The following is a 21240-nucleotide window of genomic DNA, read 5'->3' on the forward strand; positions in this document are numbered from 1 at the left end:
CAATATAATATGCAAGATACCTGATTTTTCTTAATGCAATATTAACGGCGTGTGGAAAATCATCGTGTTATGGTTAAGATGGTAAAATTGTCAATAGGCCCTAGTATGTCTGACGACTGTTGAGGGTGTGTGATCGTGATTCATCCGCGATCATTTCCTGAGCTTTTCGTTTGCTTGCCGTCAAATGCGGATTGGCTTTTTCAATTTCACGTATATCCTTTTCCAGGCAGGTTTTTTTCTTCTCCAGGGATTCCATTTGTTTATCCTTGTCACCATTATCCGGTCCCCACTTCACAGTGGAAATTTCCTGTTTGAGGGCCTGCAATTCCTTCTGCATGGACTGATGGATTTCCGGTGAAACGTGATGCCCCGGGGGTTTGGAAGCGATAAATATCAAAACCTGCGCCACTTTTTTTAAGTCGTCAGGATTATCTTTTAACCGGGCGCAGGCTGTCCGCAGGTTTTCGAGGAGAACCGCGTGATTTTGCCATCCCGACAAATCCAGCGTGTCTGTATTGACAAGGTCGCTAATGCCTTGTGTTTCAGCCAGGGCGAGTAATTCCTTCTGATCAATCTCACCCAGTGCTTTTGCGAAGGCAGCTTCGCCAAACGGCCCGCCTATGCTGTCCAGGAACGGCTGTAAATGATTTTGCGTGTCAACGTCTACGTTGAAACCCTCGCTGGGCGCCACACGGCCTTGTTCCAGAATGGAGAGCCGGTCTGATGCGCCGGGTTTCTTGAATACGCCAGCCAATTCTGTTGTCATTCTGATATTCTGTCCGACGCGTAATAAAAACCCTTCTATATCGCGGAGTTTTTGTGTGTCATTCCGGTCGCGCAAGTCATTGATGTGCTCGCCTTCATTCAGCAGGCCGGTCATGCGCAAGACTTTTTCCAGCGGTTCAATGAGGTGATCAGGCACGGAATTCAGTAATTCCTGCCTGTTCAATACATGAGTCATTTCGCTGCGGCGGGTATCGGATAAGGCGACTGTCATGATGGCGGCAGCCAGTTTGGTATCACCCAGTTCGCTGCCGTTATTAAATTCTTTTTTGCCAGGCGTGACAATTTCATGAACCTGATGCAGTATGTTGGCAAAATCCCGCTTTCCGGAGTTAAATAGAAGATACGTGCCGTTAATCAGGCATTCATTCGCCAGAAAGGGAATAGCCTGGTCGCGAAATTGTTCCAAAGCGGTTATTTGTCCGGGCGTCAGATTTTCCTTGTTTTCAATCATGAAGGCGTCCAGCATTTTTTTCATTTCATGGATGTACACGGCCGCGCTTTCACGTTCGTTAATCGGCGGAGCTTTTCCCTGAATGATATCGTGTGCTGCGCCGATCGCATCAACCATCGCACGCCATAATTCCGCTTCAAACCGGGTCCCGCAATTCTGGTTGAAATACGATTTGGCAAATTCGCCCGGGTCGGCTGACATTTCAACGCCATGGGGATAGGTATGATATGAGCCGGGATCGATTTTGTTCGCGGAAAACAACGCAATAAATTTGCCTTTCATGGATTCAATGGAACTGACCAGGGCTTGTGCGTGGCTGTTGTGTTCGTCATCTGAAAATGCCCGGGTTATTTCCTCCATGGCTTCTCTGAACCCGGGGTAATTTTCCTTTCTGAATACCATGGCAGCCTTGACATAATCCCAGGGAAACGGAGGCGTGTTGCTCTGGTTTTTATTCAGATTCAGGCTGGAGATGTATGAACTCAAGGTATTTTTTTGCGTATCATCGAGTTTAAACAATTGATTAAACGTTTCATCGGTAACAACTGGTTCAGGCAGATCAATGCGTGACTTGGTCATTCGAGGTAATCCTCGCGTGAATGTTGCTTTGTTTTATTAGTATAGTTGATGCGGTGCGTGCCGGATTTTAATATCCAAGTCATTGTTAGATAATCAATAATATTCAGAAATTTGTGTCAATGTTATAATTGATATGGCGCGATCAGGAAAAGTGGATTGAGTTCGATACAATCCGAGGTAATTATTATGTCACTGCCAAGAGTAATTCAATACGATGCACAATCGTCCCCCAGGCGTAAAATCCATTTTCCTGTCGGCGGGGAGCGGGCAGCTGAATTTGCCGGCGTCAATCCATTGACGTTTGCTCCTATCACGCACATGACTCGTTTCTCGGGCAGGGACATGTACTTTTCTGATGTTTATTATTACAAAGGTTATCCGGTTGTATTTGGTTATGTGGAGGAGGGTGACCAGCTGCAGCCCAGACTGTTTTATTTCAGCAAATCACACGCTGTCTGGCGTGTCGCTCCCGCCGTCGAAGGTAAATTTGGCAAGGCATATGAGGAATTCAGTTGTGACTTGCCGCCACTGTTAAATCTGGCCATGATGCAGACATTTCAGGACGATGTGAATGCGTCACGCTTTGCGGAAATGAAAAACATCGAAGCGTTTGTCGACGCGTTTACCTGCCCGTTTCCAGGCCGGCATACAGAGCGTCCCAGGGAGTTTGATAGTGAAACAGCCATGCCCAACCAGGGGATATTTGAAATTGATGTCCGGGATCGCACCATCGGATATTTGAAAAATAACAGACAGCATGTTCCGACGCGAGTGGAAGCGGATGATTTGCCTGATCTTGACTCTGGCGTGGATTTCAGTCTGAAAACGCGCAATCCGTTTTATGAGCGGTATCTGATTTCGGGAAATCTGACAGTGTGCTCATGTCTTTCGTTTAATGGCAATTACCGTTATCTGTTTGCCGAGGGCAGAGACCAGGATGGGCAGCTCATGCGCTTTTTACTGACTGCGGCGCCTGAGCCGCCCGGGATGAATTCATTTGGTGTCGCAGCCAAACAGGCTTACCTTGGTTATGCTCATGTTACACCACTGATGCGCCTGGGAGAGTGGCGGCGGTATGCCGGTGTTGAGGGAGAGATTATTGAGCATGCGCGCGGGCGCGGATTGAGCACGGAATTTTACCTGAATGTAGCCGGTTACGCGGCGGCGCTGCCAATCAATGATTTATTGCAGCATCCTGAAAAGATACGCACGCTGAGATCTGACGGGACACTGGATGTCCTGCAGCCTGAAAAAAAGCTTGCGCGTGAAAATGTCCGTTCCGCGCCCGCCTCAAGCAGTGAAGGCTGGTCTGATGAAGAACCTGAACTGCCGGATGCCAGGCTGGAGGATCTCATTGATTCCATGTCTGGAGCGGCGGCATCACTCAAGGAAAGAAAAGCCCGTGCGGTTGTCGCTGTCGCAGAATACCTTAAAATGACGAATCGTCTGGATGACTTGCTGGCTTTGTTGAACAGACTTAAAAGTGATGAACGCTGCCAGTTTCTACGCAAAGAGCGGCATTTTTTCCGTGCGGAAACGTTCGCCAATACTGCAACCTGGAATAAAATTGTCGGCATGATCAAGGAAAAAGCGTTTGCTATGGTAAAAGCCAAGTCTGCTCTGTCAGCAGATGAGATCGCACAGGCATTTTCCCTGTTCGATGAGCAGCGCGGCAGGACGACGACGTCTGTCACTCGCTATCATGAAGATTTTGAACAACTGCTGCGTGACCGCTCTCATGCTATTCTCTCTCGAGCGCCAAAGACATGAGTTTTGCGCCAAGATGCAGGATGCCGGTTTGACTCTTAAGTTTTTCTTAATAAAATCTGCGTATAATGCGCAAAAAATCATTATATATAAAGCACATAACGAGGCGGGATTCATGCAGAGAAACAATATATTTACGTATAATATGTCAATTTATCTCGCGGATTTTTTCGAGAGAGAGCGCAGGCATCTGGGGCTCAGTCTGTTTACCTCTGCCCAGCGCCTCAATCTATGTGTGATGATGCTGAAAGCGCTTGGACGCCATCACGCAAAAGGGTGTGTTCTTGGCAGTATATCCCTCAATGATTTTATTGTGGAAGTGAATGGGCAACGGGATATTCAAAACGTGTATATTCGCTTGCCTGCCCATGCTAATAAAGCGGCCGGTGATCGGGCTGTCAATCCTGAAGGATGGAGCGCATTCGAGCATGTGTTGCCTGAATGGATATTCGGCGAGAATATCGATGAAAAGAGCGACGTCTGCATGTTTGGGCAAATCTTTATGGAGATATGGCGTGTCATGTGGCCATTGGATGAAAATGAAAAACTGACTGCGAAGATGAAAATTCTCGTATCAGGCGAAATACCGCCAGTCAGTGATTTTCTGGCATTGCAGGGCATGCCGGCTGCAGCGGCTATATCGATTCACGATGTATTGGTTGCCATGACTGCAAAAGAAAAAGACCGCAGACACGACGTGGAAAGTTTGATAGGAAAGCTGGAAGCAATTCATGCACGCTTATCTGACTCGCAGCAACACGCAATATCCCGTAGCCCTATTTGATCAACGCTGAAACGGCAGGATCAATACTGGCAACACGGCTTACCAGTCTTACTGCCTGGGTGCTGCCTTGGCGGTCTGTCCAGGTCACGGTGACATCTATGGTTTTATAAGTCGGACTGGTGTTTGAGCTAATCGTCCATGCAAGAGAATAGGTGGCGCTCCCTATGGTGGTACTGGATGAGCCGGAAGCGATATCCTGATAGGCGGCATACCCGCCAGTCGTATTGATCACTTGATAATCCCGTAATTGTTCGATTTTATTCGCGGCGAGAAGGTTCGCGACGGTTTGCTGCTGGGTATAACTGGTGCTGTATGACAGATAATGCTGGAAGCGGATGAGCGCCAGGATACTGACAGAAATGAATAACACAATCATGAGGGTTTCGATTAATCCCTGTCCCAGCTGCTGTGCTTCAGAAGAAGGGTTCATGGCTAGAAATCCTTCCAGCTGCCGGGAATTTTTGCATAAATGGCGGTGGACTGAATGGTGGCATTCAGCACGGAATTGTCATAAGTGATGCTGGGATTGCCCTGCAGTGAGAGATTTCCCGCGGATGCGAAACCGCCAATAATTTCAGGCGTTCCATTCGATGAGCTGATGTTGCCTGTTGCAAACACGAAGCCATAAATGGTTACCGTCCCGCCGATATTGAAGTTGCCATTGACGATCAGCAATACGGGCGCGCTGCCGGATCCTATGGTGGCATTGCCTGTTTCACTGTAATCCTGATCCACCCAGATGGAAGTGCCGGTGACGCCGTCCAGACTGGGGCTGGATCCGCTGGGATAAAAGGTGGCAACCATATTTTTTATCGTTGCCATACTGGTGCCAAAATAGGTTTGAAAAAATTGATCGGCAGACATTCCGTTTAAAGAAGGCGAATTGGGTTGAATGTCCGCTCCTGTGGTGTTTTTATCTGAACCGCCTGTTGTGGTAGTCGTGGATGCCGATCCCTTAAAGGAAATGGTAGAGCCGGCGACAATGGTGGTATTGCCCTGCAGGTTGGTGACATTCGCCGAACCCTGCAAATCCGCCCTGCCCAGGATGGATGACGGGTTGACTGGCAGAGTGATCAATAGCGGCTTTTTCTGCACCAGTTGTCTGACGGTGCGGCTTGATGAACCGTCCGTGCTGGTTCCCGTTGCCGCAATCCATATCTGGTCATAGTTATTGGCGGTAGGATTGGTGTAAACAATGGAGAACCGGCTGTTATTCCCCTGGGTCACATTGGTGATACTGGCGTTGGCAGGGCCGTAATTGATGAACCCGCCTGCAGGGCTGGCTAAAATGCTGACGGCGTTCTTGCTCAGGTATTGAATGCCAAATTCCAGTCCGGCTTCAGCGGCTTCGTACGCCTGATTATTGGCATACAGGTTTGATGAGGTTTTTTGCTGCGTCAGGCTGTGGTTGGCGGCATAAATAATGATGAGCACCGCGGCAACCAGTAAAATCACGGTCAGAATGAGTGTGGCGGCGCCCTGTTGTCTCGTCCGCCAAGAGTCAGGTCCAGATGTTATGCGATAACTGGCGCGATCAGGGTATATATTTGTCATTTCTGATCCTTACCTGTTGAGTCAGTGTCTTGGTGACAGTGGCGTCACTGGTTAATTGACCGGTGATAGAAATATTGACGCTTCGTATCTGCATGACTTTGGACGCTTGTCCCGCCGGCACAGTGGCGGTGGAAAGAGAAAAGCTGAGGGCGGTGATTCTGAGAATGGACGGATTGGTCACATTCTCCCAAGCGCTGGCAGCCGCCGTGCAGTCAAAAGGCGCTCCGGGCGGCCGTGCCTGCAGGGTTTGATTGACGACGCGAAAGCCGTATCGCTCATCATCTGATGCGCTGGTGACTGCCTGGACGGATCCGTTGTTGTCATAATCATAAGTGAACAAGATACAGTTGTTCCCGCCATTGATGCTGACATCGGTATCCGCTGCCATGAAAGGATTATTGTTAAGGCCGGTATTGACATCATTCATCGCATTGCCCCAGTACCCGGCTCGGCGAATATCATTCGCCATCAGCAGCAACGCTGATTCCAGCTGCTGATTTAACGTGTCAGCATTATTGACATTATTGTAATGACTGATTGTCGAAGAGAAAGCGGCGATGAGTGCTGACAGCAGGATGATATTGACAACCAGCGCAACCAGTAATTCCACCAGCGAGAGTCCTTGCTGCTGTTTCAATATCAGGTCTTGCTTCGTCATTAACTGCATGCGGCGTAACCTGTTATTTGTGAAGAGCACAGAAATGGATTGCCCAGCAACCCGACTTTCACGCTGGCACTGATGGCCGGCCCGCTGGCTGTAAATGTCAGGGTACTGCTCGCGTTCGCCGCGCCGTGATTGGGCTCAAAATGTAATGCGTTATTTGTCAGTCCGCTTGCCGCGAGAGAAATGGAACCTGATGCGGGTGCCTGGGTGCTGCCCAGGCCGCAGCTGTTGGCAACGTTGCAGCTGCATGTTGTGTTCGCATTGATTCCATAACACCAGTTGCTGCCAGTCTGAAATGAAACATAAACAGTCGTATTGCGTTTGACGGCTTCGCTGCGGGCATATTGCAGCGCATAATATAATTGTTCGCTAGCGCCGACCAGGCGGCGTGTTTGCAGATAATTGATAAATGCAGGAACAGCTGTGACAGTGAGGATCCCGATCACGGCGATCAGGATCAAGAGTTCCAGCAGATTGAATCCCTGTATTCTTGACGGCATTTCAGAGAACAACTCCATGTAATAAGCTCATTATAATAGAATCATTTTTGATCTTCAGCCAATTCTCATGTTCCCGGCGCTGGCTGCCGTAAGGCATGTTATTTCTTAACTTGCCCGGTTAGCCCCTATTCAATTTAATGCATATCCGCTTGATATGGGTTCGTTTGTATTACTAATCATGGTCTCACCACGTCAGGGCCAGGAAACGAAAGGGCGAGTCATGTAAAAATATTGAATGCTATTAATTGCTTATCGGGGTAATCCTGTTCTTAATCTTTAACTTTAATTTGCAAGTAAAATAATAAATATAAAGATAAGGATAATAAGGAGTGGACCATGAAAGCACCCGTCATGTTCTTTTTGTTATCTTTGACTTGTTTCTCTGCCTTGTCTTCCGCCGCCTTGTCCCTGCCGCGGCAAATTAACCCCCCTGGCGAAAAAATGGTGCTCGTGGATCCGCGTGAACATGCCTGGGGAGCTTATGATGCCGGCGGAAGGCTGATACGTTCAGGGGTGGCTTCGGCGGGGGCAGATTGGTGCAAGGATGTAGGACGCCCTTGTCATACCATTGTGGGGTCGCATAGAGTCATTTCACTGGGCAGCAGCCGCTGTACCTCACCTTCATTCCCCTTGCCTACCGGGGGCGCGCCCATGCCGTATTGCATGTATTTCAATAAATACCAAGCCTTGCACGGATCTTATGAAGTGGCTAGAGCCAATATTAGTCATGGCTGCATACGTATGCATGTGGCGGATGCCAAATGGCTGCGATTCAATTTTGTGACAATCGGCACGCTGGTGGTGATATTGCCTTACTGAAAGGTGATGGAAGTCAGTTCCAGGCTGAGAAAGCAATAATGTCAGGGGATGTCCGCCAGGCGCGCCTGACGGACCCGGCAATATTATCGGCTTTTAACCAGATTGCAGAGCGGATCAAATTTCCCTTCACTGTCATTCAGCATGGCGAGCGTGTCCAGTTTGCTGAAATCCGTGATGGGATTGCCGTTTGAATCGTAAAGATAAAACGCTGAGTAATAAACCTGGTTTGGCAGGGGACTGAGTGCAATGTGTCCGCTGGTGCTGTTTTTGACAAGGTAATAAGTGTCTCCTGAGGAATATCCGTTGTTCATGAAGTATCGTTCAATATTCCGCAGCCGGGTCGCGTCTTTTTCGTGATAAGGAATGACCATGCGTACCAAGTCACCGTTGCGGCAATGCAGGGAAGGTCCTGACGGCACGCGCTGCCAGGCTGCGCTCAACGGATTTGCTTCAGGTACATGGTCTTTGTCATAGTAAGTATAAGAACTGATAAACCGGCCGGATAGCGTGGCTGAATGCGCATCAGCTTGATAGGTGACCCGGTCGCCTGAATAACAGCTGATGGAATCAGATGAGGACAGCCGGCAGGCATCCGAACTGCCGTGCATGCCATCCGGCGTTACATAAGCAACGGTGTGATCAAATATCTGTCCGTTAAAAGGAAAGGGTTCGTGTTTGTTCACTCTCAAGCTATGATTGCCAATATACCAGGTATGGTCATCAAAAATGGCATTGTCTCCGGCTGCGTACGCCAGGGAGGGGATGAGAAGAATGGTGAAGCAATATTTTTTCATGACAGTCATTTTCCATATGTTGGTGCATCAGTCTAAGGGACAAAAATCATTTATGCAATTCTCAGCTGCCGCGGGCACGCTGATCTTGCACGTCATATTTTCTCATGATATGAAAATAGAGCAAGTCAAGAGTTGATCTGATTTCCAAAAGAGAATGATTCGTGGTTTTGGACAGGAGTGTTTCGATATGTCAAAAACGGCTTCTCCGGCTTATTTCCATCTCAAGAAACTGGGTTATCTTGCATTTCTTCTCCTGGCATTGATGCCGTATTTGTCCGCCTTGCTGGGACAATACAGTCACGCGCCCAATCTTTCGGCTTATCTGACACTGTCGTTCTCATTTATTCTGGTGCCGCTGCTGGACCATGTTTTGGGACACGATTCTGGCAATCCGGATAAAACGACAGAAAAAAAATTATCGACGGAATTCTATTATGAGTTTATCACCTCGCTTTGTGTTCCGCTGCAATATCTGATGCTCGTTTTTGGCGCGTATTATATGATTGCCGCGAATCTGAACATATGGGGCATGCTGGGCTGGTCGGCAAGTATTGGTCTGGTGAATAGCAGCGTGGGAATTACGGCGGCGCATGAGCTGATTCACAAGAATTCATTTCATGAGCGCCTCGCAGGCGGCCTGCTGCTGGCATCGGTATGTTATTCGACATTCAAGGTGGAACATATTCGAGGCCATCATGTCTGGGTGGGAACCTGCCGTGACCGTACCACGGCGAAATACAATCAGTCAGTTTACAAGTTTCTGCTTGGTGTGCTTCCATTTAATTTCCTGAGCGGATGGAAGCTGGAGTGGGAGAGGCTGGTTCGCCGCGGTTTTAACCCCCTGGGATGGCGTAATGAACTGATCTGGTGGCATACGCTGAGTCTGGTGCTTGCTGTCGCGCTCGCTTTATTGTTCGGCTGGCTGGGGCTGGCTTTTTTTATTGTGCAAAGTGCGGTAGCCATCATCGTGCTGGAAATCATTAACTATGTAGAGCATTACGGCTTGGCGCGAAAACAACTCGCCAACGGATTGTATGAGCCGGTGAGCCAGGAGCATTCGTGGAATTCCGATTTTTTATTATCCAATCTGATGCTGTTTCACTTGCAGCGGCATTCTGATCATCATCAGCAGTCTAAAAAACGTTTTCAGCTATTACTGCATCATGACACCAGTCCTCAGCTTCCATCCGGATACCCCGCGATGATTTTGCTGGCATTATGTCCTCCGTTATGGTTCAGGATCATTAATCCGAAAATAAAGAACGCGGCAGCGGGCGGCTGACACGCGCGGACCGTTTCGGGATAAAGCAAGTAAAGCCGGGGAGATGACAGCCTGACGTTTCATCCAGTTAAAAGTTAAAATCATCTCCTGCGGCCATGCCGTCGGGAAACTACCCTCTCAGGTTGAGTTGCTCATCCTTCATCCCTTGAGATCAACCTGAGCAAGAGGATGGCCGGCTATTTTTTGGTGCAGGATTCCGTGCCGACAAGGTTGTCACCTTGTAACGTCCAGGTTGCGTTCAGCGATCCATTGGCGCCGACAGTAAAGACTTCCGTGCCAAAATAATCTGCTTTTTGCGGATCCCAGAATACAACAGAAACGATATTGCTCACATCAGGACTGAATACACCTGTTCCCAGAATAAAGGGATATCCCTTGGAGGTCAGCCATTGAAAACTGTAAGTATCGCCATTTTTGGTGACAGTGACAGGGTTTGCGTACTCGGTTTTGCCGAATGGATCATACCCATGGCACTGATAATTGCCGACGATGTCAGGATTTTTCGCTGCGGCGGCCGTGGAAGAGGAGGATGTGTCCGCGGCGTGCACGCCCAATGTGAATAACGACAAACTGGTCATCAATGCTATCTTCTGTGCGGCATTCATAACGGTCTCCTTCGTTTGTGATGGTTTGTCTTGCCATGTATATATTTTACTCCATACCTGGGTAAAAACCCACTTTACAAAATAAAGCATAGACGCTATTTTACTCCATACCTGGGTAAAAACCCACTTTACAAAATAAAGCATAGACGCGCCCATGATTGCGGCAATGTTTTCAATGAGTTGAAAAATATAGATAAATTTATGATTTACACGGAGGCTGGCGGTATTGCGGCGTTCAGGTTGAGAAGCCGTTGCGACGTTAATACTGCTTTAACTTCGGCGGCCTATAATGGCCTATAATTTAAATAAAGCAAATATAACTAAACTAAGCAGATGAATAAACGAGAGTGGCTATGCGTGAACTAGAAGTGTATTTGTTAAAAGCTATTCGCGAATGTAATCGAAGAATCCTTGAAATTGAACAAGGCAAGGAGCTAGGCAAGACACACGGCAAATTACGCGACGGGGGCGAGTATGGCACTGTCAATTATTTGCTGATTCACAAGATTGACCCCGATCCGACAAGAAAATATGACTATCTGAGTCGTGAACAAGACCGCGCTGAAGTTGCCAGGCTGATTTTGGAGGCAGTGCGCGGAGGCCGCTCGGATAAAAACGACAATCGACTCGGGATCTCGTTTGACGGCGGCCAGCTGAATCTGGCCGAGATTCTCGCCTTGAAAAAGCGGCTTGAAACCGTTTATACCTCTATCACCGGCATACCTAGCCCGGAAAAAATTGACACGGATGATGAATTACGAAATATAAACAGCTATGAATATCTCAGGCTGCTTGCAGACAAAATTCCATCTGATCTGCGCCGTTTGCGCGGATTTAGAAATGTAGATGACTATTGTTCAAGCAACAGTAAATATGATGTCAGCAAACCATATGGAAATTATTACACGGCGTTTCTATTGGCACTCGAAGCATATGTCAGAAATTTGCGGCGCCAGCGCGCGGATGAAATCAAACGAATCAATGAAATCAAGAAAGAAATCGAGAAAAGCGCGCCGCCAAAACCGGTTTATAACCAGGATGAAGAAGAGCGTGTGCTGAACTATCTCAATCTCAAACTGCGTGAGCTGGATCCATTAATTGAACTTGTCTATTCCAATCCCAATTTTGCCATAGACCGTGCCTATTCCATGATTCGCGAGGATGTGCAGTCAGTCAGGCAGACGGATGAGTCCGAGCTAAAGAAAGCAGTCGAGAAAAGGCTCACCCGGGGCGGGTCATCCGCAGTGAAGCGAAAAAGCGGTGCGAATGTCGATACTCCCCGCTCCGCTGAATCTCCTCTGGCGAGATTGTGGGCGAATATCAGTTCAAGATTCAAACCCATGATGACAACAAGCCAGCCTTCGGAAGTTCATCTGCATTATAAAACCGCGGATGATCCTTTGCAGATCCGGTTTGGAACGCAAGGTCAGATTGACAAATCTCGATTTCATGCCAACCCATTGTTCGAACAATTCCTGGAAATGAAACAGAGAAAGTTTGAAGCGAAAAAGAATCAGTATGAATCGGATTATCTTCTCAAGTTGCAAACATGCGATTTGATGGTCATGAGCGAAGCGCCCACCATCGCCGCGCTTCCCCGGCTGGCTATCCGGTCAAACGCTGCGTTTGTGCGAGTAAATAACGATATTTATTATGTGAATCGCGCGGCTAATGTCTGCAAGAAACTGGATCTTGAGCCGCAAAGAAAGCAGATGTTTCTCCATGGTTATAATCGCGCGGCGCTAAGAAACAATGAGTCGCGCGCCCTGCGTGAATCTGAATTAAAAAAAATCAATGAAAATATCACTGATATTCATGCGCAAACCCAGAACAGTTATCAAGCCAATAAGGTTCCCCCGCGCATCCTGCATATTTATTTCAATAATCTGAGCAGAGTGGGCGGGGCCGGCAAGAAATTTGATCTGAAGAACAAGGATAGAGAGGCGTATCTCACCAGAGAACTAGAGCGTCTGGAAGATAAGCCCGGGAATGAAAATGTGGCCGTGATCACACTGCCGTCAGATGAGGGCATGATGGATCATCATCTTGCCGATGATCGTGTCCGTCCAAATGCGGGGAATTATAGTGACGTCAAGTCCCGGATACTTGCTATCGCGAATGGAAGCAGTACGGAAACCCACAAGAATGATTTTCACATTAGCGACAGAATAAAAGCCTGCCTGTATGGCGATGGATTTACGTATAGCAAGAGCAATGAAAATGCAATACTGTCTGAACTGCTGGAAAAAAGCTTTTCCGCGCTGGGCTTTCAGCCGGGAGCCAAGCTGAGTCAGGCCGACCAGCAGGCAGTCTATTTTCATTTTATCAAGTTTGAGCTAACCGATTACATCATTGCCAAGCTGGGACCTGAAAGCTTTAACTTTTCCTGCAAAGACGCGATTGACCGCGGCGGAGTGTCTTCAGCCTATTACAACCTCGTCAAATCCATTTCAAAAGGCAACCCCATCAGTCAGGAAGAATTCGAGCGTTTGCTGCATGGCGCGCCCACGCTGGTGAAAGGGCGCGGCCTGAACAAGCATACTCATTTGATTTGGAATGCGGTTGATGCTTATCTGGAAGCAAACAAAAACAAGGCGGGTATTCCTTCCTGGCTGACCACGTGGCGCGATAAACATGCTTTGCCGGGAACACCGCAGTATTACATTACAAAACTGGATAAATATATCTCGCAGCGAGAAAAGGAAAGCAACTATTTCACATTTTTAGGTCGCCACAGGAAAATGTCAAAAGATGTCAAGCTCACTGTTGCGAAAGGAGTGTTGACAGAGTTAAAAAAAATGAAAGACACGAGAGATTCAAACGTCCAGGCAAAATATGTATTGAAAGATGAAGTGGAAAAAGCGGCCGCCCATGACAAGCGGTTAGGGGGTATCATATCCGATCTGACCAAGCACAACCTGCTTGTTCTGGAATCACCCGCTCCGCAGCAGCGCCATGACTCGCGCATGATAATATAAGAATGGATGTCAATCTGTGCTGATAATGAGAAAGAGTTCCGCGATGAGAATGAGTCTCGCAAACATCCCTGTTTGAGCAGTCAGGAAGCGCTAGCCGCCGCGCGGCTCTCTGGTTCAAAGTAGCCGGCAAACACCGCCAGCAGGATAGGCACTTCAAGCCATGCATGAAATCCTGCCAGTATGGAATACACGGAGCGGCTGGTTTTGAAACTGAAGATGAATGCACAACACACGAGCGCAAACACGACATAAACCAGCCGGTGCGGCCTGATTCCTTGGGACATTAATTTTGGCATGACTCTTATCGTTGTATCGTAATGCGTTAGTTGTAAATAAACTGCCGCTGCAAACACCGGCTTGACAAAATCGATATCTTGCCACTTGACCGGGATGTAATGCGCCAGAAAAGTTTCCGCATCAGCGGGGCTGTAAAGCGCATGATCCAGCGCGGTCGGCATAGAAAGAAAAAACACAACAACAGGCAGCAAAATAAAAATAATCCAGGCGCGCCCGCTTGCGCCGCGTTCTTTTAGGAACCCCCAGGGGGTCAGATTATGCAAAAACGCCATGATGAAAAAAACAAGCACGGGGTTAAATAATATGCCGGCTGTGAAAAGAAAAATGCCTGCCAGCGTCATCAGGCTGGGAGCGAAGAAATAAGCCAGCAAGAACAACAATGCGGCAATCAGCAATACTATTTCCATGACATGTTGAAAAGGCATGATCAAGGCGGCGGTATTACAGAGACAAATCATTGTCAGCACAAGCAGGATCCCGGACTTGAACGGCAGAGACAGGCGCGAAGAAAACCGTTCTCTGATGTAATGCAATTCATAATAAACGTGAGGAATGCCGAATGCGGACAACGACAAGACATAGCATGTTAATGGCATCAGACTGCTGATTGCGGCCAGGGCCGTCGCGAGAGGCAGTGATAAAACAGGATTGTGTTTTTCCATGGTTTTGGCGCGTCGCTGAAGTTTGTGGTGAGCCCGTATCGTGTCCGGTTCAGGATAATGTGCTTTACATCTACGATAACATAAGACATTCTTGCCAGCCAATATTCTTCATCAGGATGGAATCAGGCGTCATTATGAAAATTCTTGTCCTTCTTTTTCTGACGATTGCTATCGAGTTAATGATTGCCGGGATCATCAAACGTTATCTGTTTGACACATCAATCACTATACGTGATTACGTGATAGCCATCATTGCGGTTAATCTGGTCAGTTTTCCCCTTGCCTGGACCTTATTCAAATTTTTATCCTTCGATTTTGAATTGACGCCATGGGAGGCATTTTTTCCGGTCGAATTATTGGTTATTCTTATTGAGGCCGGTCTTTTGAAGTTGCAATTAAAGGCCAGTCTGTCAAACTGTGTTATCGTATCCGTTTGCATGAACGTTGTCAGCGCGGCGATTGGAGTATTGATATGAAAATAAATCGTGGTATTGTCATCTTGTCCGGCCTGTTAATCTGGGTATTGTCTTCATCCAGGGCGCTTGCCGATATCGTTTCAGTTAACACCCCAACGGAAGAAGCGCTGGACTTCTTTCAAAAGTATGGTCTTTATCTGGGTGCCGCTTTAATTGCAGGACTCGCTGTGGTCGCATATATGGCAGTCAAAAAGCGCAAAAGCAAGTAACCGGCTTTGACGCCTTGTTTCTGACCCGTGACTTGAATTTTTTAATTTAATCCTTACCATTATCTAACATTGACAAACTATTGGTATGTTATATATGGAGGAAGGTTATGAAATTCAACTTCAAACTGGCTTATTTTATATCATTAGCAGGCTCTGTCGTTTTTTTGAGCAACGCTGCGCCCGTCATGGCCAAGGAATTGCAGTTATATGAACAGCCAAAAGCGGATGCCAAAGTCGTGGCCAAAGTGGACCCGGCGTCAGGAATTATTCCGATTTATTCGCCCGGAGAAGGGCAATGGGTAAAAATAGCGGATCCCAAAAATGGCAATGTCGGTTGGGTGAAATCCAGCGACCTCAATAACGCACACTCTATCCGGACGAGCTTGCGGTTTTCACAAGGAACAGTGAATGAGGGCAAGCAGCCAGTCACTTATCAGCTGATTCAATTTGGCGAACCCGGGCAGCTGACATCCGCGCAAGCTGAGGCAATCGTCAGGAAAATGCGCTTGCAGCAACAAGCCATGCATCAATCCATGCAGCGCATGATGCATGAAATGAATCATTTCTTTGATGATCAATGGAGTATGATGGACAAGGAAATTTTCCCGGTAATCATGCCGGTCATGGTTTATCCGGATCATAAACCAATGAAATCATCACAGACGAATCCGGGCAAGCCGCAGCAAAAAGTGACCAGCACGGTTCCGGCAAACCAGGCGAAGCCTGCCGCCAATCCAACCGAAAACATTAAAAAACAATCTTGAACGGGTGACATTTATTGAAGACGGGTGCGCGGATGCCGGTCTGCGCACTGCGTGATTTTCACGGGATTGATTGCGGGATCGCGCATTCACCGTTGAGGCGGAATCGGCTCTGACAAAATCGGCTGAATCATGTAATATTGTAGGGACTCTCTGAAATAAGTCCGCGCCGATGATCAAGCTATCTCATATTTCAAAAACTTATGACCAGGGCGGCACGTATATCGTCAATGACATCTCCCTGGATATCCTGGATGGCGAATTGTTAGTCATACTGGGTTCATCCGGCTGCGGCAAAACCACTACTTTGAAAATGATCAACCGCCTGGTTGACCCCACATCGGGCACCATTGAAATCGATGGCCGGGATATCATGCAGATGGATCCCATCAAACTGCGCCGTTCCATGGGGTATGCGTTTCAGGGGGTGGGTCTTTTTCCTCACATGACGGTGGAAGAAAATATTGTCATTGCATTGAGGCTGCTAGGCATTCCGGCCGCGCAACGGCGAATGGATGCAGGCAGGCTGATGGAGTTGGTCAATCTGGATCCCGTGCTTTTTTCACAACGCATGCCGTCGGAACTTTCGGGCGGCCAGCAACAGCGGGTGGGTGTCGCGCGCGCACTGGCTAACAATCCGCATTATCTGCTGATGGATGAACCTTTCGCCTCTCTGGATGCGATAACCCGTATGTCACTGCAGGATGAATTATTACGGCTGCATTCGGAGTTGCGCAAAACCATCGTGTTTGTGACGCATGATATTTTTGAAGCTTTCCGCCTGGCGGACCGCATGATCATCATGCATCACGGCACAATCCATCAGACAGGACGCAAGCAGGAAATTCTTGATAAGCCGGCGACTGAATTCGTATATGAACTGATTCAAAAACCCCTGCTTCAATTTTCAAAATTGACAGATTCGATAAACAGATAACCAGGGAATCATGATGACGGATTCTTTCATGCAGTTTGTGGCAAGCGAATGGCCGGTGCTCTTGACCAAGCTATGGGAGCAGCTTTATCTGGTCTGTATCGCCACGTCACTGGCCGTGATGATAGGTCTCCCGCTGGGTATTATAGTCAGGCGGCTGCATAAAATGAAAATTCTGGTACTGGGTCTGGCCAGCGCGGTCTGGACAGTGCCCAGTCTGGCCTTGCTTGCGTTGTTCATACCGGTGTTAGGCATAGGCGTGAAACCGGCCATCCTGGTGTTATCCATTTATGGCGTGCTGCCCGTATTGCGAAATACGGTGGCGGGATTGGAGAATGTCTCGCCAGACAGTATTGAAGCCGCACGCGGGCTGGGGTTTACCCGGTGGCAGCGGTTAACCATGGTGGAACTGCCGCTGGCGTGTCCTGTTATTATTGCCGGGATACGCACTTCAGTCTCCATCAGCATCGGTGTTGCGACACTCGCTTCTTTTGTGGGTGCCGGAGGGTTGGGTGATTTCATCAATCAGGGGCTGGCTTTGAATAATGCCAACCTGATTCTGTTGGGCGCTGTGCCCGCCGCCGCGATGGCGCTGGGGTTTGATTATCTGATTGCCCTGATTGAATCCAGAATGGCAGTTTCTCAAATCCGCAGGAAAAAACTGGTGTGGTTCGCTGTTTTCATGATGTCAGCTGCCGCGCTGATTGCGTTGGGTGTCATGTACGCGGCACATGATTTGTTTTCAGAAAATCGTCAATCGATCAGAATAGCGTCCAAGAACTTTACCGAACAGATAGTGCTGGGTGAGTTAATGTCGCAGATGATAGAAGCGCGGACACGTCTGCGTGTAGAACGACGGTTCAATCTTGGGACCACGGCGATTTGTCACGCGGCGATACTCAGCAATGAAATTGATTTGTATCCCGAATACACCGGAACAGCTTATTTGACCGTGTTGAAGCTCCACCATCCTCCTGATGCCCGGAACTTGTATGCGCAGGTGAGACGCGAGTATAAAAAGCAGTTTGATCTGGACTGGCTGGCTCCCTTCGGATTTAACAATACACAAGCCCTGGCGGTCAAATCGGCATTTGCCAGGCAATATCATCTTAGAGACATCAGCGACCTGCTGCTGATAGAAGACAGGTTAATCATAGGCGTGCCGGCTGAATTCATGCAGCGGGAAGACGCCTTGATCGGCCTGGAGAAGACATATCACTTAAATTTCGGGCAAATACGTCAAATGGATGCCGGTTTGATGTACGACGCCATCAAAAACGGACAGGTTAACCTTATCAATGCATTTTCCACCGACGGACGGATCCCGGCTTATGATCTGGTTTTATTAAACGATGATAAAAAATTTTATCCCGACTATAGTGCGGCGCCCGTCATTCGCTCTCAAGTGCTGAAGCTGCACCCGGAAGTGGAATGGGCATTGAAACCGCTCTTGGGCAGCCTGAGCGGCCAGGCGATGCGCGAGCTCAATTATCAGGTGGATGTGATGCATCGTGCGCCGTATACGGCGGCTCATGATTATCTGCGGGCGCACAAATTCATTCCGTAAGAAGAGTCCGTGTCAAGTTTACGGTTTTTTGCGCCCCAGCAATGAATATACCTCCATTTCCAGCCGCAAACCTTTGAGCAGTGTGCGGCCTTCCGATTTAAAGATGTATTGATTTTGGATGATTGAATAGACGGTTTCACTGACAAGAATGTGCGTATGATATTTTTTATTGAGGGATTCCAGCCGCTTGGCAATATTGATGGTATCGCCGATGGCGGTATAGTTTATGCGCTCGCTTGAGCCGAAGTTCCCCACAATGGCTTCACCATAATGGATTCCAATGCGCGTTTTCAACGGGATTTTCCCTTCCGATTCCCATTTTTTTTCAAGAACCGCCAATGACTCAAGGCATTTCAGCGCCGCTTCCGCTGCATGATGACAGGGGTTTTGAATCGGGTTGGGCGCGCCCCAAAAAGCCATGATTGAATCGCCTATATATTTGTCTATCGTGCCGCCTTCATGCGTAATAACGGATGACAGGACATCGAAATATTCGTTCATTTGGGAGGCCAGTTGATCAGGGTCGGAGGTATGCATGATGTTGGTGAAATTCTTGATGTCGCTGAACAGCGCGACAATTTGTTTTTTGCTGCCGCCCAGTTTCGCGCTCTCGCCTCGTTTGACCAACTGCCGGACTAATTCGGAAGGCACATAGCGCTTGAAAGCCCTGAGACCTGATTTCATGGAATAAATCGCATCTGACAACAATAGCACTTCCTTGATGCGTGAAGCGACCCTGCCATCGCCGTCAAGGTCGAATTCCTTGATTCGGGCGGTTTCCCTGATGAGACGTTTGACGGGGTTGACAATATTGTTGACGAGGATGGAAACCAGGTAAATACCAATCAGCAGCGCGAGCAGACTCATCAGTATGTTGGTGATCCGCGTTTCATTCAATTGACTGATGAAATCATTTTCAGGCACCACAATGCCGGTGAGCCAACCCTGTTTTTTCAGCATGGGTATCGGGCGATAATTCGCTAGATATCTTTTGCCGTCGTACTGAAAGGAAAAGCTCGTCTGGCCGCTGTTTTTATAAATCGTAAAAGACTCAGGAATCCATTTGTCCGGTAATTCACTAATGTGCATCAGATAATTGTGTCTGGGAAGTTCATCAAAATGCGGATAGGCGATCAGATCGCCGTTTTCCTGCACGATGAACAAGACGCCGTGTGGATTGACATATTGTTTGTTAATGTAGGCGGAAATCCAGTCAAGGCGGATATCCACACCCAGTACGCCTTTGAGCTGTCTGTTGTCATCGTATACCGGTGCGGCCAGCGTAATACCCAGATAGTCCGAGGGCTTGTAAAGATAGACACGGGTCCAGACCGGCTTTGCCGCTTCTTCAGCTTCTTTGAACCAGGGTCTGGCTCTGGGGTCGTAATCGACAGCGCCGGATTTTTTATATTCGACAACCTTGCCATGGCGGTCGCGTTTGATGGCCAGCTCGTACGGGGGGCGCGCGTTGCGATCGATGTAATGGCTGGTGATGGTATGATCGTTTTCATATTCCGCTGAAACATAATTGCCCTTTACGTCGCCCCAGTAAATCGCTTGCGCGATATTGAACTGCTCGGCCTGTGTGAAAAAGTAACTGATCATTTCGCTGGCGTCATTCGTATTTAGGGCGTTTCTTTGCATTAAAAGCGACGTGAAAATAGCGTCCTGTTCCGCCACCCTGATTTCAGAGAGAAACAGCTGATTCAGGGATTGAGTAATGTCGTGCATGGATTTGTTCGCGACGTAGATAATATCTCGCGATGAGTTCATGTAATACGTTGCCGTCACGATGATGCTGGAAATGACAAACAGCGATATGAAGATGGAAAGAATACTGAATCGAAGCGTGACGATAATTTGACCGCACAATTTTCGGATTTTCTTGATGCATTCCATCGCGGTGAGGGTGCCCCTGCCAGTCAGTCCCGGTTTTGCTTCCGTCTGTCCTATCTATAAGAGTAACCGCTGCGGTGTGTTTGCACAAGAATCGATGGTGCACAGCCCGGTCCGGCTTGTCAGGGCAAACCAGGGTTGGGGAAGGATGACCCGCCACTGTTGTCAGTCTGAATCAAAATAAGTCTGGTTCAAGGCCAGATAGAAAACCACAGCAAAATTAACAGCTATCAATGGAGTGATGACCCAGCCAAAGACATAGTCTTGCTTGTAAACCATGCTGTATGAAATGACGGCGCAAACGATTCCGAACATGATGACGCTGTAAGCCAGTCCCAGCCCCAGCCGTGTTTTATGCAGAAGCTCAATGCTCGCGAGTATGGTAAAAACAATATAAAAATACCCGAACAAGGGGAGAATCGCCAGCCATGCATGGGCGCTGGTGAAAATATGCGATTGAACCCACGCCACATATAACCAGTTCATGAATACCTGGCAGAGGAATAATGTCACTATCATTTTGCTTTTGCCTTGAATGATTTTATTCATGTTGGCTGTGCCGCATCCATGGTTCTCTTACTTTAAGTATACCGTAAATCATACGCGGCATGATTTCCCTGGCTGCCCAACCCGCTGATATCACACACTTTCCATACCTGAAAGGTTTTTTCCTGGTGTGACAGCGTATGCGGGATGTTCGGGTGAATACGGCAGCCTTTTTGCCTTGCCAGCCGGTTGTTGTACTGTAAGAAATTTTGCGCGCACACCGCTGTTTTGAATTTATAGTATTTAAATTCATATACTTATGTTTTGAAAATGCGATTTCAGGCTGGGCCGGGCGGTGCCCGCGGGGCACAGTGTAATTTAATATTTCC

The 21240-nt window shown here is 48.1% G+C and carries 20 protein-coding genes; 10 read left to right on the forward strand and 10 right to left on the reverse strand.

The genetic code is table 11. From position 1 onward, the window contains the following. Window positions 1–100: 100 nt before the first annotated feature. Window positions 101–1816: a hypothetical protein gene (locus tag AQULUS_RS04320; RefSeq protein WP_148338876.1), complete on the reverse strand. Its 1716-nt coding sequence runs from the start codon at window positions 1814–1816 to the stop codon at window positions 101–103. Between the two features lie 186 nt (window positions 1817–2002). Here AQULUS_RS04320 and AQULUS_RS04325 point away from each other — a divergent pair, with 186 nt between their 5' ends. Further along, window positions 2003–3586 carry a hypothetical protein gene (locus AQULUS_RS04325; protein ID WP_148338877.1) on the forward strand — a complete coding sequence of 528 codons (1584 nt, stop codon included), beginning with the start codon at window positions 2003–2005 and terminating at the stop codon, window positions 3584–3586. Between the two features lie 112 nt (window positions 3587–3698). Further along, on the forward strand, window positions 3699–4367 hold the full coding sequence (locus AQULUS_RS04330) for a hypothetical protein (RefSeq protein ID WP_148338878.1): 669 nt from the start codon (window positions 3699–3701) through the stop codon (window positions 4365–4367). On the opposite strand, the gene AQULUS_RS04335 is transcribed toward AQULUS_RS04330, so the two are convergent. The 4 genes from AQULUS_RS04335 to AQULUS_RS04350 are packed head-to-tail and all read right to left on the reverse strand — an operon-like array spanning window position 4360 to window position 7103. Then, on the reverse strand, window positions 4360–4797 hold the full coding sequence (locus tag AQULUS_RS04335; protein ID WP_148338879.1) for a PilV family protein: 438 nt from the start codon (window positions 4795–4797) through the stop codon (window positions 4360–4362). The genes AQULUS_RS04330 and AQULUS_RS04335 overlap by 8 nt on opposite strands. Window positions 4798–4799: 2 nt before the next feature. After that, complete coding sequence (locus tag AQULUS_RS04340) at window positions 4800–5921, reverse strand: pilus assembly PilX family protein (RefSeq protein WP_148338880.1); 1122 nt, start codon at window positions 5919–5921, stop codon at window positions 4800–4802. Then, complete coding sequence (locus AQULUS_RS04345) at window positions 5902–6588, reverse strand: hypothetical protein (protein ID WP_148338881.1); 687 nt, start codon at window positions 6586–6588, stop codon at window positions 5902–5904. The genes AQULUS_RS04340 and AQULUS_RS04345 overlap by 20 nt, the downstream gene beginning before the upstream one ends. Further along, window positions 6579–7103: a GspH/FimT family pseudopilin gene (locus AQULUS_RS04350; RefSeq protein WP_148338882.1), complete on the reverse strand. Its 525-nt coding sequence runs from the start codon at window positions 7101–7103 to the stop codon at window positions 6579–6581. The genes AQULUS_RS04345 and AQULUS_RS04350 overlap by 10 nt, the downstream gene beginning before the upstream one ends. 318 nt (window positions 7104–7421) lie before the next feature. Here AQULUS_RS04350 and AQULUS_RS04355 point away from each other — a divergent pair, with 318 nt between their 5' ends. Further along, window positions 7422–7904 (forward strand): L,D-transpeptidase, encoded by a 483-nt coding sequence (locus AQULUS_RS04355; RefSeq protein WP_148338883.1) that lies wholly within the window; start codon window positions 7422–7424, stop codon window positions 7902–7904. 83 nt (window positions 7905–7987) lie between these two features. Here the strand turns inward: AQULUS_RS04355 and AQULUS_RS04360 are convergent, their stop codons facing one another. After that, on the reverse strand, window positions 7988–8698 hold the full coding sequence (locus AQULUS_RS04360) for a hypothetical protein (RefSeq protein ID WP_148338884.1): 711 nt from the start codon (window positions 8696–8698) through the stop codon (window positions 7988–7990). A gap of 187 nt (window positions 8699–8885) precedes the next feature. On the opposite strand from AQULUS_RS04360, the gene AQULUS_RS04365 reads away from it, so the two are divergent. Next, complete coding sequence (locus AQULUS_RS04365; RefSeq protein ID WP_148338885.1) at window positions 8886–9980, forward strand: alkane 1-monooxygenase; 1095 nt, start codon at window positions 8886–8888, stop codon at window positions 9978–9980. A 176-nt stretch (window positions 9981–10156) separates the two neighbouring features. On the opposite strand, the gene AQULUS_RS04370 is transcribed toward AQULUS_RS04365, so the two are convergent. Next, window positions 10157–10585, reverse strand: a complete 429-nt coding sequence (locus AQULUS_RS04370; RefSeq protein WP_148338886.1) for a hypothetical protein — start codon at window positions 10583–10585, stop codon at window positions 10157–10159. 353 nt (window positions 10586–10938) lie between these two features. Between AQULUS_RS04370 and AQULUS_RS04375 the strand changes: the two genes are divergently transcribed. Then, on the forward strand, window positions 10939–13563 hold the full coding sequence (locus AQULUS_RS04375) for a hypothetical protein (protein ID WP_148338887.1): 2625 nt from the start codon (window positions 10939–10941) through the stop codon (window positions 13561–13563). Between the two features lie 80 nt (window positions 13564–13643). On the opposite strand, the gene AQULUS_RS04380 is transcribed toward AQULUS_RS04375, so the two are convergent. After that, window positions 13644–14522, reverse strand: a complete 879-nt coding sequence (locus tag AQULUS_RS04380) for a hypothetical protein (RefSeq protein ID WP_148338888.1) — start codon at window positions 14520–14522, stop codon at window positions 13644–13646. Window positions 14523–14656: 134 nt separating this feature from the next. Between AQULUS_RS04380 and AQULUS_RS04385 the strand changes: the two genes are divergently transcribed. The 5 genes from AQULUS_RS04385 (at window position 14657) to AQULUS_RS04405 (ending at window position 18469) form a co-directional block, all read left to right on the forward strand. Beyond that, window positions 14657–14998 carry a hypothetical protein gene (locus tag AQULUS_RS04385; RefSeq protein WP_148338889.1) on the forward strand — a complete coding sequence of 114 codons (342 nt, stop codon included), beginning with the start codon at window positions 14657–14659 and terminating at the stop codon, window positions 14996–14998. After that, entirely contained in the window at window positions 14995–15207 is a 213-nt protein-coding gene (locus tag AQULUS_RS04390; protein WP_148338890.1) for a hypothetical protein, read from the forward strand. The genes AQULUS_RS04385 and AQULUS_RS04390 overlap by 4 nt, the downstream gene beginning before the upstream one ends. A 107-nt stretch (window positions 15208–15314) precedes the next feature. Further along, the gene (locus AQULUS_RS04395) at window positions 15315–15971 is read left to right on the forward strand and encodes a hypothetical protein (protein ID WP_148338891.1); all 657 of its coding nucleotides are present in this window, start codon (window positions 15315–15317) and stop codon (window positions 15969–15971) included. Between the two features lie 169 nt (window positions 15972–16140). After that, a complete protein-coding gene (locus AQULUS_RS04400; protein ID WP_148338892.1) occupies window positions 16141–16905 on the forward strand; it encodes an ABC transporter ATP-binding protein in 765 nt (254 codons plus the stop codon). A gap of 10 nt (window positions 16906–16915) precedes the next feature. Beyond that, entirely contained in the window at window positions 16916–18469 is a 1554-nt protein-coding gene (locus AQULUS_RS04405; protein ID WP_148338893.1) for a glycine betaine ABC transporter substrate-binding protein, read from the forward strand. Between the two features lie 18 nt (window positions 18470–18487). Here AQULUS_RS04405 and AQULUS_RS04410 read toward each other — a convergent pair whose 3' ends face one another. Both AQULUS_RS04410 and AQULUS_RS04415 read right to left on the reverse strand, forming a co-directional pair. Then, window positions 18488–20368: an adenylate/guanylate cyclase domain-containing protein gene (locus AQULUS_RS04410; RefSeq protein ID WP_148338894.1), complete on the reverse strand. Its 1881-nt coding sequence runs from the start codon at window positions 20366–20368 to the stop codon at window positions 18488–18490. Between the two features lie 162 nt (window positions 20369–20530). Continuing rightward, window positions 20531–20914, reverse strand: coding sequence for a hypothetical protein (locus tag AQULUS_RS04415; RefSeq protein ID WP_148338895.1), 384 nt, complete (start codon window positions 20912–20914; stop codon window positions 20531–20533). Between the last annotated feature and the right edge of the window lie 326 nt (window positions 20915–21240).

This window comes from Aquicella siphonis (genome assembly GCF_902459485.1).
GTDB lineage: Bacteria > Pseudomonadota > Gammaproteobacteria > DSM-16500 > DSM-16500 > Aquicella > Aquicella siphonis.